This is a genomic window from Dactylosporangium sp. CA-092794 (assembly GCF_050948465.1).
In the GTDB taxonomy this organism is placed as follows: domain Bacteria; phylum Actinomycetota; class Actinomycetes; order Mycobacteriales; family Micromonosporaceae; genus Dactylosporangium.
Genome location: NZ_CP192044.1, coordinates 7,267,010 through 7,284,048, shown reverse-complemented (window position 1 = coordinate 7,284,048; position 17,039 = coordinate 7,267,010). Strand labels below are relative to the sequence as shown.

The 17,039-nt window shown below is 72.1% G+C and carries 11 protein-coding genes; 7 read left to right on the top strand and 4 right to left on the bottom strand.

Annotation, left to right across the window (positions count from 1 at the left end; translation table 11 throughout):
• Positions 1-38: 38 nt before the first annotated feature.
• Entirely contained in the window at positions 39-4,634 is a 4,596-nt protein-coding gene (locus ACQPXD_RS31065; protein WP_432824871.1) for a LamG-like jellyroll fold domain-containing protein, read from the bottom strand.
• Between the two features lie 285 nt (positions 4,635-4,919).
• Between ACQPXD_RS31065 and ACQPXD_RS31060 the strand changes: the two genes are divergently transcribed.
• The gene (locus tag ACQPXD_RS31060) at positions 4,920-5,564 is read left to right on the top strand and encodes a DUF3159 domain-containing protein (RefSeq protein ID WP_432824870.1); all 645 of its coding nucleotides are present in this window, start codon (positions 4,920-4,922) and stop codon (positions 5,562-5,564) included.
• Here ACQPXD_RS31060 and ACQPXD_RS31055 read toward each other — a convergent pair.
• The gene (locus tag ACQPXD_RS31055) at positions 5,561-5,902 is read right to left on the bottom strand and encodes an STAS domain-containing protein (RefSeq protein WP_432824869.1); all 342 of its coding nucleotides are present in this window, start codon (positions 5,900-5,902) and stop codon (positions 5,561-5,563) included. The two genes, ACQPXD_RS31060 and ACQPXD_RS31055, sit on opposite strands and share 4 nt — an antisense overlap.
• A gap of 231 nt (positions 5,903-6,133) precedes the next feature.
• Here ACQPXD_RS31055 and ACQPXD_RS31050 point away from each other — a divergent pair, with 231 nt between their 5' ends.
• On the top strand, positions 6,134-6,784 hold the full coding sequence (locus ACQPXD_RS31050) for a hypothetical protein (RefSeq protein WP_432824868.1): 651 nt from the start codon (positions 6,134-6,136) through the stop codon (positions 6,782-6,784).
• A 481-nt stretch (positions 6,785-7,265) separates the two neighbouring features.
• Here ACQPXD_RS31050 and ACQPXD_RS31045 read toward each other — a convergent pair whose 3' ends face one another.
• Positions 7,266-7,796 (bottom strand): type II toxin-antitoxin system PemK/MazF family toxin, encoded by a 531-nt coding sequence (locus tag ACQPXD_RS31045; RefSeq protein WP_432824867.1) that lies wholly within the window; start codon positions 7,794-7,796, stop codon positions 7,266-7,268.
• Between the two features lie 61 nt (positions 7,797-7,857).
• On the opposite strand from ACQPXD_RS31045, the gene sthA reads away from it, so the two are divergent.
• The 5 genes from sthA to yidD all read left to right on the top strand — a co-directional run bounded on the left by sthA (position 7,858) and on the right by yidD (position 16,009).
• Entirely contained in the window at positions 7,858-9,261 is a 1,404-nt protein-coding gene (gene sthA / locus ACQPXD_RS31040) for a Si-specific NAD(P)(+) transhydrogenase (protein WP_432824866.1), read from the top strand.
• A gap of 18 nt (positions 9,262-9,279) precedes the next feature.
• Positions 9,280-10,821, top strand: a complete 1,542-nt coding sequence (locus tag ACQPXD_RS31035) for an NTF2-like N-terminal transpeptidase domain-containing protein (RefSeq protein ID WP_432824865.1) — start codon at positions 9,280-9,282, stop codon at positions 10,819-10,821.
• Between the two features lie 446 nt (positions 10,822-11,267).
• On the top strand, positions 11,268-14,264 hold the full coding sequence (locus ACQPXD_RS31030; protein ID WP_432824864.1) for an EAL domain-containing protein: 2,997 nt from the start codon (positions 11,268-11,270) through the stop codon (positions 14,262-14,264).
• 17 nt (positions 14,265-14,281) lie between these two features.
• On the top strand, positions 14,282-15,541 hold the full coding sequence (locus ACQPXD_RS31025) for an aminotransferase class I/II-fold pyridoxal phosphate-dependent enzyme (protein ID WP_432824863.1): 1,260 nt from the start codon (positions 14,282-14,284) through the stop codon (positions 15,539-15,541).
• 48 nt (positions 15,542-15,589) lie between these two features.
• A complete protein-coding gene (gene yidD / locus ACQPXD_RS31020) occupies positions 15,590-16,009 on the top strand; it encodes a membrane protein insertion efficiency factor YidD (protein ID WP_432824862.1) in 420 nt (139 codons plus the stop codon).
• Positions 16,010-16,022: 13 nt separating this feature from the next.
• Here yidD and ACQPXD_RS31015 read toward each other — a convergent pair whose 3' ends face one another.
• Entirely contained in the window at positions 16,023-16,805 is a 783-nt protein-coding gene (locus ACQPXD_RS31015) for a universal stress protein (RefSeq protein WP_432824861.1), read from the bottom strand.
• Between the last annotated feature and the right edge of the window lie 234 nt (positions 16,806-17,039).

Genomic DNA, 17,039 nt, shown 5'->3' with positions numbered 1-17,039 from the left:
GGCCCGGGCAAAGCGCCCGGGCCCCCTGGTTCCCTACTTCACGACAGCGGTGTGCTCATCACCGTCTGGATCTCGGCCTGGGTCAGCGGCCGGTTGTACACCCGGACCTCGTCGATGAGGCCCTTGAAGTACTCCCCGTAGGGCGTGTTGCCGCCGATCGACAACGGGTTGGTGGTCGTCTGGACCGCGCCCGTCTTCGCCCGCGTCGACACCAGCGTGCCGTTGACGTACAACCGCAGGTTGTTGCCGTCATAGGTGAGCGCGACGTGCGTCCAGGTGTTCAGCGGCGCCGCGGACGTGGCCGAGCAGTAGCCGGTGCTGCCGGTGTTGTCCGTGATGCCGCCGGCCGGGTACAGCGGGCCGGTGTCGTTGCTGGCGTTGAGGAACCAGCCGTCGTTCTCCTTCTGCATGATCGTGCGCCACCCGGACTGGCTGCCGGTCGGCTGGATCCAGGCGGCCAGGGTCAGCCCGGTGGTGACGTTGAGCGATGGCGCCGAGGGCACCTTCACCACGTTGCCCGAGCCGTTGAACGACAGCGCCCCGCCGTACTTGCCGGTCGTCCACGTCGCGCCGGTGATCGTGCCGGTGTTGACGTTGCCGGAGGAGTCGGCGACCGTGGTGCCGCTGCCCGCGTCGAACGTGTACCCGGCCACGAGCCCGGTCGGCTGCGTCGGCGCGCTGCTCGTCGTCGCCGACGCGGTCGCCGAGTAGGCGCTGACGTTGCCCGTGGGGTCGGTGGCCGCGACCCGGTACAGGTAGGTCGTGTTCGCCACCAGCCCGGTGTCCGTGTACGAGGTCGTCGTCGGCGTCGCCACCTGCGCGAAGTCGGTGCAGCCGGTGCCGGTGCAGCGCTCCACCTTGTAGCCGGCGACGCTGACGTTGTCCGTCGACGCCGTCCACGCCAGGCCCACCTGCGTGCCGTTCGGCGTCGCGGTCAGCCCGGACGGGGCGGACGGCGGCGTCGAGTCGGGCAGCGCCGGCGTGGTCGCCGACACGACCGACGAGTAGGCGCTCAGGTTGCCCGCGGCGTCCGTCGCCCGGATGCGGTACCGGTACGCCGTGCTCGGCGAGAGCCCGGTGTTGGCGTACGTCGTCGTCGTGGGCTGCGCGATCTCCGCGTAGTTCGTGCAGCTGGCCCCGGTGCAGCGTTCGACCCGGTAGCCGGTGACCCCGACGTTGTCGGTCGCCGCCGTCCAGGACAGGTTCACCTGCGTCGGGCTCGCCGCCGTCGCGGCCAGGCCGGCCGGTGCCGACGGCGCGGTGGTGTCCGTCGACGTCGTCGTGGCCGCGGCGACGTTCGAGTAGCCGCTGAGGTTGCCGGCGGCGTCGGTGGCCCGCACCCGGAACTGGTAGGCGGTGCCGGCGGTCAGGCCGGTGCTCGAGTACGTCGTCGTCGTGGACGTGGCGATCTGCGTGAAGTTCGTGCAGCCCGCGCCCGAGCAGCGCTCGATGCGGTAGCCGGTGACCCCGACGTTGTCCGTGGAGCCGGTCCAGGTCAGGTTGACCTGCGTGTTGCCGGCCACGGTCGCGGCGAGGCCCGCCGGCGCGCTCGGCGCCGTGGTGTCCGCGGCCGCGGTCGTGGTCGCCGACGCCGTCGGCGAGTAGCCGCCGAGGTTCCCGGCCGAGTCGGCGGCCCGCACCCGGTAGGTGTAGGCCGTGGACGCGGTCAGGCCGGTGTCGCTGTAGGCGTTGGTACCCACGGTGCCGATCGCGGCGAAGTTGGTGCACCCGGCGCCCTGGCAGCGCTCGACCTGGTAGCCGGCCACCCCGACGTCGTCGGTCGCGGCGGGCCAGGACAGGTTGACCTGCGTCGCGCCGGCCGCGGTCGCGGTGAGCCCGGTCGGCGTCGACGGCGGCGTGGTGTCCACCACCGGCGGCACCAGCGGCGAGTTCATGATCGTCTGCACCTCGGCCGCGGTGAGCGCCCGGTTGTAGACCCTCGCCTCGTCGATGAGCCCGGTGAAGTACTCGCCGTAGGGCGTGTTACCGCCGATCGACAGCGGTTGCGTCGTCTGCTGCAGCGCGCCGGTCTTGGCCTTCGTGGTCACCAGCGTGCCGTTGACGTACAGGCGCAGGTTCGATCCGTCGTACGTCAGCGCCACGTGCGTCCACTGGTTGAGCGGGCTGGCCGTCGGGCCCGACACCGCGGCGTCGCTGCCGTTGGTCGACGTCACGCCGCCGGCGGGGCGCAGCGGCCCGGCGTCGTTGCTCGCGTTGAGGAACCAGGCGCTGTCCTCCTTCTGCATGATCGTCCGCCAGCCCTGCTGCGACGCGGTCGGCTGGACCCAGGCGGCCAGGGTCAGGCCGGCGGACAGGTTCAGCGACGCCGACGACGGCACCTTCACGACGTTCGCCGAGCCGTTGAAGCTCAGCGCCCCGCCGTACTTGCCGGCCACCCAGCTGGCGCCGGTGATCGTGCCGTTGTTGTTGTTCCCCGAGATGTCGGCGAGGGCCGTGCCGCTGCCCGCGTCGAACGTGTAGCCGGCGACCAGGCCGCTCGGCTGGGTCGGCGCGCCGCCCAGCGTGGCCGTCGCGACGTTCGAGTAGGGGCTGGTGTTGCTCGACGGGTCGGTCGCCGCCACGCGGTACTGGTACGTGGTGTTGGCGGTCAGCCCGGTGTCGGCGAACGTGGTGCCGGTCGGGGTGGCGATCTGCGCGAAGTTCGTGCAGCCCGCGCCCTGGCAGCGCTCCACCTTGTAGCCGGTGACCCCGACGTTGTCGGTCGACGCCGTCCAGTTCAGGTTCACCTGCGAGCCGTTGACCGCCGTGGTCAGGTTGCCCGGGGCGGTGGGCGGCTGGGCGTCCGAGCCGATCGGCAGCAGCACGCTGGTGCTGGAGGTCAGGCCGCTGCTGTCGGTCGCGGTCAGGATGACCTCGTAGGAGAAGGTACCGATCGGGCCGTGGTCCTCGACCACGAAGCTGCCCGACGTGCCGGTGCCGCCCACGAACGTGTGCACGTGGGTGTTGTGGTGCAGCAGCACGGTCCAGCTCAGCGCGCTGGCCGGCAGCGGGCCCTGGTCCGGGTCGGTCGCGGAGCCCGCGTAGTTGACCGTCTGGCCGGGCTGGTAGACGGTGTTGTTCAGCGGCGCGGTGATCGTCGGTATCGGGGGCATGCTGCCGACCGTGACCGTCGTCGTCGCGGTCGAGGTCAGGCTGCCCGCGCCGGTGACCGTCAGCCGCGCGGTGTAGGTCTTCACCGTCGCGGAGGTGTAGGTGTGCACCGGGTTGGCGGCGGTCGACGTGGTGCCGTCGCCGAAGTCCCACAGGTACGTCAGGGTGCCGCCGCCGGCGTCCTCCGACCCGGCGCTGGAGAACTGCACCTGCAGCGGGGAGTAGCCGTACATCGGCGTGGCCGACGCGGTCGCCGACGGGCCGTTGAACCGGATCCGGCGCAGCTGCCCGGTGGTGAACGACAGGTAGTAGATCATCCCGTCCGGGCCCACCGCGAGCGAGACCGGCGCCTCGATGTTCGTGGCGAACGGCTGCACGCCGGTCGGGTTGTGGTTGGCGTCGAACGTCACGCGCTTGATGTAGTTGCCGGAGTAGTCGGCGAAGAAGAAATTCCCCTGGTACTGCGGCGGGTACAGCGTCCCGGTGTAGAACGGGCCGCCGATGGCCGCCGTGCCGACGCTGTGGTCATAGGTGTGGTACGGCGCGGTCACCGCCGAGGCGGCGAGGGCCTGGCACTGCGAGTAGCGGACCTGGAAGCTGCCCTGCGGGTTGTTGCCCTCGTAGCAGGGCCAGCCGTAGTTGCCGCCGGGCACGCCGTCGTTGATCTCCTCCCAGCTGTTCCAGCCGACGTCGCCGAACCAGATGTGGTTGGTGCCGGGCTGCAGCGAGAACCGGAAGGGGTTGCGCACGCCGTAGAGGTACACCTTCGACTTCACCGAGTTGGTGCCGTCGTAGAACGGGTTGTCCGCGGGGGCGGTGCCGTCCTTGTTGATCCGCAGGATCTTGCCCCGGTAGCTGTTGAGGTCCTGCGCGAGCAGCGAGTTCGGGTCGGCCTGCGTGGCGTCGTCGGCGTCGCCGTTGCCCAGGAACAGCGTGCCGTCGGGCGAGAACTGCAGGTTGCCGATGGTGTGGCTGCTGCCGTCGGCCGGGATGCAGTCGGCCGGCGCCGGCGGGCAGGGCGCCGTGGTGACGCTGCCCAGGATCACCGTCTCGCTGCCGGCCAGCGACACGTCGGGGTTGGCCGGGTTGGCGGTCACCCGGGTCAGCCGGGCGGTCTTGGGGCCCGAGTCGTTCGGGTTGCTGGTGTTCTCGTAGACGTACGTCAGGTAGACGAACCCGTTGTTGGCGAAGTCCGGGTCGAACGCGAGGCCCCACAGGCCGCGGTCGTCGTAGGTGTTGACCTTGCCGGTCAGGTTCAGGAACGGCGTCGACAGGATCTGGCCGTTCTTGACCACCCACACGACGCCGGGCTTGGTCCACACGAACAGCCGGCCGTCGGGCGCGAACGCCTCACCGACCAGCGAGTACTTGTCGAACGTGGCCACCACCTCGGTGGTGAAGCCCGGGCTCGCGAACGTGTCGGCAACGGCAGGCGCCGGCTGCGAGACGAGCACGAAAAGGCCGAGCAACAGGGCGGCGATCGCGCCGATCGCCCGATTCCTGCGCGCTCTGCGCAAACGCATCTTTCCCAACCTCCGGTTCGGCTGGCGGGACCATATCGACCCCGGTCGCGAGCCGGAATAGCCCGAACGAATGGCGATTTCGCAATGCCGGGACCGAACGTCATCAACCGATGGCCATCGGTGATTATGCGTCCGATTCTTTCGCTAATTGTCCGTTCTCTGCGTCGGCATTCTGTCAGTGCTTCTCGGCCGCCGAAACCATAACGTTGAGCGTTCCGGTTACTTGCTCGTACCGTCCGATGTAGGGCAGGCTTACCTTCGTTTGCCTGATCGGGACGGGGCACGATGGCGCGTGAAGATGGGGAGTCCCTCAGCGACCTGCTGGGCGGATGGCGGTCGGCCGTGGAGACCACGGTACCGGTGATCGGCTTCGCCGCCGGCTGGCTGGCCGGCGGCCGTTCGATCCCGCTCGGTGCGGGCGTGGCCGTGCTCGCCGGCGCCGGCGTCGCCGGGTGGCGGATCGCGGCGGGCCGCCGCCCGATCGGCGCCGTGTTCAGCCTGCTCGTGGTGTGCCTGGGCGCGCTCGTGGCGCTGCGCACCGGCCGGGCCGCGGACTTCTTCGCCGTGCGGGTGCTCACCAACGCGGCCAGCGCCCTGGCCTGGGTGGCGAGCATCCTGGTGCGGTGGCCGCTGCTGGGGCTGGTGGTGGGCACGGTGCTGGGGCAGAAGACGCGCTGGCGGGCCGACCCCGACCTGCTGCGCGGCTACCAGCGGGCCAGCTGGGTGTGGGTCGGGCAGTACCTCGTGCGGCTGGCCGTGTTCGTGCCGCTGTGGTGGGCCAACGCCGTGCTCTGGCTGGCCGCCGCGCAGACCGTGCTCACCTGGCCGCTGGTCGCCGCGTGCCTGGCGCTGAGCTGGTGGGTGCTGCGCCGGTCGCTGCCCGAGGGGCACCCGGGCATCCGCCACCCGCGCGCCCTGCAGCCGCGTTAGGTTTCGAGGATCGCGCGGGCCTCATCGACGGTGTCGGTCAGCGTCAGCACCCGGTCGAGCGCGGTCAGGTCGAAGATCCGCCGGAGGCGGGCGTGCGGGCAGACCACGGCGAACCCGCCGGACTCCCGCAGCCGCTTGTGGATCGAGACCAGCACGCGCAGCGCGGTGGAGTCGATGAACTCCACCTGCGTCAGGTCCAGCACCAGCCGGGTCGCCCCGTCGTCGAGGGTCTTGTGCAGCAGGGCGTGCAGATCGGGCGAGGTGGACACGTCCAGCGCGCCGGCGGGCGTGACCACGATGCACCCGCCGACGGCGGCGGTCGCGATGCCGTCGGTCATGCGAGCTCCCGTGGCCTGCTGCGATGCGTCAAATCCGTCCCTCTCCCGTCGGGCTGGCGGCATGCTACCCCGCCCGCCTGGGCCGCGATCCCGCGCCCGGCCGGAAATCCGGTGCGTGACCCGTGGCGCACGGTGGCGTTGTGCACTGCGACGCGGTGTACCCGCGCCGAACCGGAAACGGCGGGGCGGGGCGCCGCGCCGTTACACCACGCCTGCTACGGGATGGACACCATGGACGGTACCGCCACCGAACAGCTCAGCATGACCGCCGCGGAGCTGTCGTTCCTGCTGGCCAGCGGCGATCGGCCGGGGGAGACGCCGCGGCTGCTCGGCCTCTCCGACGCCGAGCGCGCCGACGCGGTGCTCAGTGCCGGCCTGGGCTCGCTGCTGCTGCGGCACCTGGCCGCCCCGGTGGACGGCAGCCGGCTCGAACTCGCCCCCGCGGTCGCCGCGGTCGCCGCGGGCCTGCACCGCCCGCGCGCGTTCGTGCAGGTGGGCCTGACCGCCGACGACCACGCCGACGGGGCGCTGCTGCTGGACGCGGAGCGGATCCGGGTGCTGGTGGTGGCCCGGGCGTACCGTTGCTACGACATCACGCCGATCGCGCCCGGCGCCGACCCGGCCGAGCCGCTGCTGGCGGTGGCGGACCGGTTCCTGCACCGGCACCGCCCGGCGCTGGCCACCTTCACGGCCGCGTCGACCGCCGACTTCGAGCGCGGCCTGCAGCCGGCCAGCGTCACGCTGTCCTCGTCGGCGGACGGCACCTGGCGGGTGGAGGACCGCTCCGGCGAGGCGACGCAGACGGCCGACTTCGACACGGCGGCGGCGGTGCTGCGCGGGGAACTGGCGGCCATGCTGCCCGCGGCGCCGGTCCGCCCCTGACGTTCGGCGACGGGCATCACGACCGGAACTCTCCAGGATCATGCCGAAGTCGTCCTCGTACCACGCGTTTTCACAGATCATGGAAGGTCGATGTACCCATAGGTACCTGAAGGTTCCGCGATCATGAGAAACCCGCCGCACGTCGGCGGGGGCCGCATGATCTCGGAGAGATTCGTCCGCTCCAGCCGCGTCCGCTGAGCCACAACGCCGAGAAACGTCGTGATTTTTCCGCATTTGTCGGTTTCTGGGCCTTTTGTCGTTCATTGCGGCGGCCGCGTGGCCTCGGGCTGGGCCGGAGGTGACCCAGCGTTGGCCGGTTCTGTGCCCGTCATGCCCGCGCCGCCGGGTCGGACTGGGCCGTGCCGTGCCGTGCCGGGCCGTGCCGGGCCGGGCCGGGCCGTGCCGGGACGGGCCGCGCCGGACCTGGCCGCGCAGCCGGGGGTCGGAGGGACGGCGCGGCAGGCGGGCGGTTGGGAGGGGGTCAGGACCAGCCGTAGGCGGAGCGGAGTTCGGTGGCGATCTTGTCGAAGCGGGCGCGGTCGAGGATGGCGCCCTCGCGGCGGATGCCGTCGGCGTCGACGGTCAGGACGCGGTCCAGGCGGACCCAGCTTGGGCGCTTCTCGCGGTCCCAGGTGCCGGGGCCCAGGGCGAACCAGTTGTGCTGGCCGTCGCGGTCGGACTGGCTGGACAGCATCAAGGCCAGGACGGCGGTGCCCTTGCGGCCGACGACCAGGACCGGGCGGTCCTTGCCCTGGGTAGGGTCCTCCTCGTAGGGAACCCACGTCCACACTACCTCGCCGGGGTCGGCGTCGCCGTCGAGCTTCGGGGAGTACGCGAGCAGCTTCTGCGTCTCGTGCTTCGGGGGCGGGCCGGGGATCGGGTGGGCGGGTTTCGGCGGTGCCGGCTTCGGGGGTGCGGGCTTCGGAGGGGCGGGGCGGGGCTTCGGGGCGGGGGCCGGCTGGGGGCGGCGCAAGCCTAGGCGTGTTGCCACCCGCTGAAGAAGTCGTTTCACGGCGACGACCATAACCGTATGCATCTTTACGGCCGCCGGGCGTGCCGGGACACTGTGGACCATGTACGACTTCGACGTCCTCGTCCTCGGCTCCGGCCCGGGCGGGCAGAAGGCCGCCATCGCGGCGGCGAAGCTCGACCGGCAGGTGGCCGTCATCGAACGGCGCAACATGATCGGCGGGGTCTGCATCAACACCGGCACCATCCCGAGCAAGACACTGCGTGAGGCCGTGCTCTACCTGACCGGCCTCAACCAGCGGGAGATGTACGGGCAGAGCTACCGCGTCAAGGAGGACATCACCGTCGGCGACCTCGGGGCCCGGACCACGCACGTCATCGGCCGGGAGATCGAGGTCATCCGCAGCCAGCTGGCCCGCAACCGGGTGCGGCTGCTGCAGGGTACCGGCCGGTTCGTCGACCCGCACACCATCGCGCTGGAGGACGATCAGGGGCGCGAGTCGGAGGTGACCGCGGAGAAGATCATCGTGGCGGCGGGTACCCGGCCGGCGCGGCCGGAGAGCGTCGACTTCGACGATGTCACGATCATCGACTCCGACGGGATTCTCAACCTGGACAAGGTGCCGAGCTCCATGGTCGTGGTCGGGGCGGGCGTCATCGGCATCGAGTACGCGTCGATGTTCGCGGCGCTGGGCACGAAGGTCACCGTCGTCGAGCGGCGCGACCGCATGCTCGACTTCTGCGACCTCGAGATCGTGGAGGCGCTGAAGTACCACCTCCGGGACCTGTCGGTGTCGTTCCGCTTCCGCGAGTCCGTCGCGGCCGTCGAGCGGCACGGGCGGCACGCCGTCGCGGTGCTGGCCAGCGGCAAGCGGATCGCGGCCGACACGGTCATGTACTCGGCCGGCCGCCAGGGCGCGTCGGACCTGCTCGGGCTGGACAAGGCCGGGCTCACCGCCGACGGGCGCGGCCGGATCACGGTCGACAAGAACTTCCGCACCGACGTGCCGCACATCTACGCGGTCGGCGACATCATCGGCTTCCCGGCGCTCGCCTCCACCTCGATGGAGCAGGGCCGGCTGGCCGCCCACCACGCCTGCGACGAGCCGGTGGGCGGGATGGGGGAGCTGCAGCCGATCGGGATCTACACGATTCCGGAGATCAGCTTCGTCGGGCGCACCGAGGACGACCTGACCGACAACAACATCCCCTTCGAGGTCGGCATCTCCCGCTACCGGGAGCTGGCCCGCGGCCAGATCATCGGCGACTCCTACGGCATGCTGAAGCTCATCGTGTCGCCGAACGACCGGAAGATCCTCGGCGTGCACGTGTTCGGCACCGGTGCGACCGAGCTCGTCCACATCGGACAGACGGTGATGGGCTGCGGCGGCACGGTCGACTACCTGGTCGACGCGGTCTTCAACTACCCGACGCTCGCGGAGTCCTACAAGGTTGCCGCGCTTGACGCGATGAACAAGATGCGCTCCGTGTCGAGGCTGACGGCATGACCGGGATAGGGTCGGCGCGTGCGGAGGCTGCGGGGGATACTGCTGCTGCTCGTCGCGCCGGCCCTGCTCGCGGCCGGCGTCGCCGCGTGTGACGGCGGCGACGGCGGGCCCTCGGTCGACGACCGGTTCGCGGCGCTGCTCAGCGCCTGGCGGCAGGCCGACTTCACCGGCCTGCCGGACCTGCTCACGCCGCAGGGCCGCACGCTGGACCCGGCCGAGGCGAAGGCGACCCTGGCCGGCGCCGAGGGCGACCTCGCCGCGCGCCGGCCGGCGCTCACCGCGCACGGCAAGGCCGCCGTCGACCACACCGACGCGTCCCTGAGCGTCGGCGTGTCGTGGCCACTGCCGGACGGGCGGACGTGGGCGTACGACACCAAGCTCGCCGCGCGCCTGCTCGGCGGGCGCTGGCACCTGTACTTCGGCGCCGAGACCGTCCACCCGAGCCTGGAGACCGGGCAGCGGCTGACCCTGCGCACCAGCCCGGCCCAGCGCGGCACGGTGACCGCCGCGGACGGCAGCGCGATCGTCGGCGACGTGCCCGTCGTCTACGTCGGCGTCGAGCCGCAGCGGGTCCCCGACGTCGACGCCCTGGTGCAGCGGCTGTCGCTGGTGTTCCGCTCGGTGAAGGTCGACGTCGACCTCGCCGGCCTGCCGGCCCGGATCCGGGCGGCCAAGCCCGACGCGTTCGTCGACGTGGTGACGCTGCGCAAGACCGACTACACGGAGGTCGCCGGCGACCTGACCGGCACCGACGGCGTGCGGACCCGCACCGGGTCGCTGTCGCTGCCGCTGACCCGCACGTTCGCCCGGGCGCTGCTGGGCACCTCCGGGCCGGCCACCAAGGAGCTCATCGACGCCTCCGGCGGCTCGCTCAAGGACGGTGACGTCGCGGGGCTGACCGGGCTGCAGCGGCGGTACGACACGCTCCTGCGCGGCCGGCCCGGACTCTCGGTCGTGCCGGTGGACCCGGCCTCGGGCCAGGCGGGCGAGCCGCTGTTCACCGCCCCGGCGGCCGCCGGCGGTACCGTCGCCACCACCATCGACGCGCGCGTCCAGCAGGCCGCCGACGCGGCCGTGGCCGGCACCGCCAAGCCGTCGGCGCTGGTCGCGATCCGGATCGGCGACGGCGCCGTGCTCGCCGTCGCCAACGGGCCCGACGCCGCCGGCTACGACCTGGCGCTGCTCGGCGAGGTCCCCGGCGCCGCCTCGGGCTGGCCGGCCGACCCGGCCGCGCTCGGTGTCGGCGCGCCGTGGCGGATCGGCGCCGACGTGTTCGCCGGCCGGTCCGGCCCGGACGGCGTGGTCGCCGCGCCGATCGGCTACGCGGCCGCGGCCGCCGCGCTCGCCCGCGGCCACTGGCAGCAGCCCACCCTGGTCCGCACGCCCGCGCCGGGCGATCCGGGGCCGGCCGGGCCGGCCGTCTCCGGCACGCTCACCGCTGCCGGCCTGAGCGCCGGGGTGCGCGGCGACGTCGCCTACTGCGTGTACGTCACCGGTGTCGGTGCCGGCACCGACGTGACCGGCCCGATCGCGGACGCGTTCCTGGCGGCGATCCAGTAGTGCGCACCGGGTGCGCGGCGCCAGCCGGCCGTGACTACCCGCGGACGGTGAGGCCACGGGAGTTACGGTCCGGACCACGACGGACATCGCGGTAGCTCCAAAATGCATCTGCATGATCACCGTGCCGAGTTGTTCCAAAGCGGACAGTGATCGAACCCTGCGTGAATGAATCGCAAAGTCGGTTGCCGAGCGTAAATGAGATGGTTGCGCGGCGTAGATGTGACGGGCATCGGGCAGTACCATCTAAACCGCCAAATGCGCAATTGACGTGAAAAACGTCGTGCGGGCCGCTCGGAACGATCCTGCCAGGTACTCCTCATTCGGCAATGAACTGGGTAGCGTCTGCCTCGCCGCGGGCAAACGCGGGACAGCACAAGGGAATCGGGTAAGGGCAGCTGCGAGTGAGCGGGTCGGCACGGCGGGTGCTGGCGGTTTACGCCGGAGCGATGGTGGTCCTCGTGACCGCCAACTTCGCGCTGCCCGCGCTGCACCCGCTGCTGTGGTCGGCGATCGGCTACGCGAGCGTCGCGGCGATCCTCGGCGGCGTCCACCTGCACCGCCCGCGCCGCCGGGCGCCGTGGTATCTGCTGGCCGGCGCCGTCGCGTGCTTCATCACCGGGGACCTGGCCGCCGACGTGCTGACCCGGCTGCTGCACCGCTCCGGCTTCCCGTCCGTCGCCGACGGGTTCTACCTGACGATGTACGTGCTGATCGCGGCCGCGCTGGCCTGGCTCTACCGGCTCGGCGTCGTGCGCCGCGACCCGGCCGGGCTGTTCGACGCGATCACGCTGACCGCCGGGCTGGGCCTGCTGTCGTACATCTTCCTGATCCGCCCTTACGTGGACAACCCGGGGATGTCCCCGCTGGACCGCAGCATCTCGATCGCGTACCCGCTGGCCGACATCGTGGTGCTGCTGGTCGGCGCGCGGCTGATCGCCTCGGTGCGGTTCAACACCGCCGTCGCGCTGCTGGCCGTGGGCGGGGTGGGCCTGCTCGCCTCCGACGTGGGGTACGGCCTCAGCCAGCTCTCGGGGGACTGGGCGACCGGCGGCCCGATCGACATCGGCTGGGCCGCGTTCTACGCGCTGTGGGGCGGCGCGGCGTTGCACCCCTCGATGCGGCAGCTCACCGAGCCGCAGGTGCAGCGCGCCGGCGACGAGCGGCTTGGGCGGCTGCTGCTGCTCGGCCTGTCGCTGTTCATCGCCCCGGTCGTGCTCTTCGTCGAGATGCGGGGAGGCCAGGTGCGCGACGCCGTCGCGATCGCCGCCGTGTCGGCGCTGCTGTCCGGTCTGGTCCTGTTGCGGCTGGGCCGGGCCGTGCGCGCACAGCGGCTCACCGTCCAGCGCGAGCGGCGGCTGCGCAGCGCCGGCGCCGCGCTGCTCATGGCCACCGACGAGGGCGCGGTGCTGGACACGGTCCGCGACGCGGTCGCCGACCTGCTGCCGGCCGGGCGGGCCCACGCCGTGGCGCTCGGCCCGGCGCTGGGCGAGAGGGTGTCGATGCCGTACACCTCCTCGCTCGACCCGGCCCTCGCCGAGGCGCTCGGCGAGTTCGAGGTCACGCTGTGCTGCCCGCTGGCCCTGGCCGACGGGCGGGCCGCCGAGCGGGCGCTCTACGTCGCCGCGGGCGAGGTCGGGCTGGTCGGGCTCACCGACGCCGCGCAGATCCTGGCCACCCAGGCGGCGATGGCCCTGGAGCGCATCGCGCTGGGCGAGGAGATCGGGCGGCGCAACAGCGAGGCGTACTTCCGCACCCTCGTGCTCAACACCACCGACGTCATCCTCATCGTGGCCGCCGACGACCTCGTGCAGTATGCGAGCCCGTCCGCGCAGGTGCTGTTCGGCACGGACCTGGTCGGCACCGCCCTGCCCGACGCGTTCGCCGCCGGCGGTGTCGCCGAGGTGGCCCGCCGGCTGCAGGAGGTGCGCACCGGCGGCGCCGACCGGCCCGGCGACGACCTGCAGGTCACCGGCGCCGACGGGCGGCCCGCCCTGGTCGAGGCCACGTTCCGGGACCTGCGCGACGAGCCGACCGTGCGAGGGGTGGTGGTCACGTTGCGCGACGTCACCGAGCGGAGCCGGCTGCAGGCCGAGCTGTACCAGCGGGCCACCTTCGACGCGCTCACCGGCCTGCCCAACCGCGAGGTGTTCCTGACCCGGGTCCAGGAGGCGGTCGCCTCCGGCGCGGAGACCGGCGCGACCGTCGGCGTCCTCATCGTCGAGCTCGACGACTTCAAGGTGGTCAACGACACGTTCGGGCACGGCGCCGGCGACGCGCTGCTGGTCGCGGTCGGGCAGCGGCTCACCGAGGCGCTGCGGGCGGTCGACGGCTCCTACGGCGCGGCCGGCACGGTGGCCCGGCTGGGCGGCGACGAGTTCGCCGCGCTGGTGCGCCGGGCCGGGACGCCCGCCGACGTGGAGCGGGTCGCCGAGCGGGTGCTGCAGAGCTTCAAGCCGCCGTTCGAGCTGGCGCACGGTACCGTCACCGCCACGGCCAGCATCGGCGTGGCCACCACCGCCGAGGCGGAAAGCGCGCAGGACCTGCTCCGCCACGCCGACCTGGCGGTGTACGTCGCCAAGGACGCCGGCCGGGACCGCTGGCGGCGCTACGAGTCGTCGCTGCACAGCGCCGTGGTGGAGCGGCACAAGCTGCGCGCCGACCTCGACCGGGCCATCGCCGACGAGGCGTTCCTGCTGCACTTCCAGCCGATCGTGACGCTGGCCGACGACCGGACCCGCGGCTTCGAGGCGCTGGTGCGCTGGAACCACCCGACCCGTGGCCCGGTCCCGCCGGACGAGTTCATCTCGGTGGCCGAGGAGAGTGGGCTGATCGTGCCGCTGGGCGGGTGGGTGCTCAGCAACGCGATCAAGTCGGCCGCGCAGTGGCGCATCTCCTACCCCGACGAGGAGATCTACGTCTCGGTCAACGTCTCGGCCCGGCAGTTCCGCACGCCGGACTTCGCCCAGTGGGTGCTGGCCGAGATCGACCGGATGGGGCTGCCGCCGGGCGGGCTGCTGCTGGAGATGACCGAGAGCCTGCTGCTGCACGACGACGGCGAGGTGACCGCCGAGCTCGAGGCGCTGCGGCAGGCCGGGGTACGCATCGCCATCGACGACTTCGGCACCGGCTTCTCATCGCTGTCGTACCTGCGCCGGCTGCCCGTCGACGTGCTGAAGCTGGACAAGAGCTTCATCGACACGGTCGTCTCCTCGGCCGAGCAGCACGCCGTCGTCGACATGATCGTCCAGCTCGCCCGCATCCTGAAGCTGCAGGTCGTGGCCGAGGGCATCGAGACCGGTGCGGAGCGGGAACTGCTCAAGTCGATGGGCTGTGACCACGGTCAAGGTTACTTGTTCTCGCGACCGCTGAGCTACGGTGACGCGAGTGAATGGTTGTCGGACGATGCTTCGGGGTCTCAACGGGGAGGCCGCACCGCGGCCTGAGAGATCCGGGGGGACACGTGCATACCGAGCAGCTCGCGACCGGGGTCGACCGTGACCCCCGCTATAGCGGCATCGCCCGCCTCCGCGCCGAGACCCGCTTCTACGACGCCGTCATCGACGAGATCGACGGCCGGCGGATCCGCGTCGGCGGCCACTGGCTGACCGACTGGGCCTCCTGCAACTACCTGGGCTTCGACCTGGAGCCGCAGATCATCGGCGCGGTCGAGGAGCAGTTACGCCGGTGGGGCACCCATCCGTCCTGGTCGCGGATGCTGGGCAACCCGGCGCTGTATCCGCGCATCGAGCGGCGGCTGGCCGGCCTGCTCGGCGCGCCCGACGCGCTGGTCCTGCCCACGATCACGCAGATCCACCTCTCCGTGATCCCGGTGCTCGCCCGGGAGGGCACGGTCCTCGTCGACGCCCGGGCGCACAAGACCATCTGGGACGGCTGCGTGTTCGCCCGCGCCCAGGGTGCCGAGCTGTCCCGGTTCCACACCCTCGACGAGCTGGCCGAGCTGCTGCCCGGCGCCGCCGCGGCGGGCGGACCGGTGCTGGTGTGCATGGACGGCGTCAACAGCATGACCGGCAACATTCCCGAGATTCCGCGGTACCTCGACCTGTGCCGTTCCTACGGCGCCGTGCTCTATGTCGACGACGCGCACGGCTTCGGCGTCATCGGCGCCCGGCGCGACGACGAGACCAGCCCATACGGCACGTCCGGCAACAGCATCGTGCGGTACTTCGGGGAGAGCTACGACGACGTGGTGCTCGTCGGCGGCTTCTCCAAGGCGTATTCGTCGCTGCTGGCCTTCCTCGCCGTGCCCACCGTCCTCAAGAACCGGCTCAAGGCCGCCGCCGCGCCGTATCTGTACTCCGGCCCGTCCCCGGTCGCGTCCCTGGCCACCGTGCTGGCCGGCTTCGACGTCAACGAGGAGCGCGGCGACAAGCTGCGCGCCGAGCTCTACCGGATGACCATGCGCGTGCTCGGCCACGTCCGCGGCCTGGGCATCTTCACCCCCAACACCGACGACACCCCGATCATCGAGCTGCCGATCGCGCTGGACCGCGACCTGGTCGAGGTGTCCGACCGGCTGTGGCGGCGGGGCCTGTTCGTGACCCTGGCGCCGTATCCGGGCGTGCCCCGCGACCAGGTCGGCTTCCGGGTGCAGATGACCGCCGCCAACACCGACGAGCAGATCGACGAGCTCAACGCGGTGCTGTCGGAGCTGGCCGCGGACGGCGTGTTCCAGGAGGCGCGCGAGGGCAGCGCCAGCTGAGCCGGGGGTTTCCCTTACTGGTGGCGCCGGAGCGCTACCACTGGAGTCATGCGAAATCGATGGAGGGGCCGGCGGTACGCCCGGCAACGCGACTACGGCGGCGGAGGCAACAGCTGCCTGCGCGACGCCTGCCTGCTCGAGGCCGGTTGCTGCATCGGCGAGGCGATCGACGGCAGCTGCCTGATGCTGGGGCTGATGACCCTGCCGAGCATGCTGTTCACGGTGGCCCGGGCGCCGCGCTCGGCGGCGTCGGCGGACGGGCCGCTGGTGGGTGCGATCCGGCGGTACCAGCGCGAGGTCAGCGCCAAGCGGGAACGACCCTGCTGCCGGTTCTCGCCCAGTTGCTCGCACTACGCGGCCGAGGCCATCCAGCGCCACGGCGCGGTGCGCGGCGTGTGGCTGGCCGCCCGCCGCCTGTCCCGCTGCCGCCCCGGCGGCGCCTTCGGCCTCGACCCCGTCCCGGCGTAGCCGTTGTGCCGGTTCAGACGCTCCGGGTCACCAGGACCGGCGAGGCGGCGTGTTGCACGACCATCTGGGTCACCGGGTTGGGGTGGGGCTGCTCGTACCACCCGACCCGGTGCGCGCCGACGATCAGCATCAGCGCGGTGCGGGCGGCCTCGGTGAGCGTCTCCAGCACGCCGGTGTCGCGGCAGTCGAAGCGGGTCTCGACCTCCGGATGCCGGCGCAGCCACGGCTCCATCTCGGCGGCGACCACCTCGTGCGGCCGCAGCCGCCCGGCGTGCAGCGCGATGAGCGGCACGTGGCGGGACGCCGCCTCGCCGTAGCCGTAGACGAGCGCCCGCTGGCTGGACGGCGACCCGTCGACCCCGACCACCACCGGCGCGTGCCGGGGCAGCGCGGACATCGGATCGGCCCAGCGCCAGCCGTTGTTGACCACGAGCACGGGGCAGTGCGCGTAGCTGGCGAGGTGCGCGCCGACCGAGGCGTCGAACAACCCCCCGTCGTGCACCCGCCCGCCGATGACCACGAGCGCCGCCGTGCGCGACTGCTCCCGCAGCACGCGCGCCGGTGACCCGCCGACCGTCATGGTCTCCACCGCGATGCCGGGCTGCCAGTCGCGCGCCTCGACGGCGGCGTCGAGCACGAGCCCCTGGCTGTCGGCCGTCCCTTCCCACGACATGGCGTGCACGATCCGCAGCACCCGCCCGTGCCGCGCCGCCTCGTCGGCCGCCCACCGCACGGCGCCGAGGGCCGCGGTGGACCCGTCGACGCCGACCACGATCGGATTGTGTTCCAGCAGCATGACGCACCCCCTCACATCCCACGTTCCCTCTCCGCCAGCCGCCCTGCCACCGCTGTATGTCCGGATAAATCCGGACACTCCGTGCCCGGATTTATCCGACTTTTCGCCTGACAGGCGGAATGTCGTCTATGCGGGTATTCGGCGGAGGGTGAGCGGGCTTTGGCCTTCGGGCGGGCCCCTCGATCGGCTTGGCTCCGGCCGTGTATCGGGCACCGCGACCGGAACTCTCCGCGA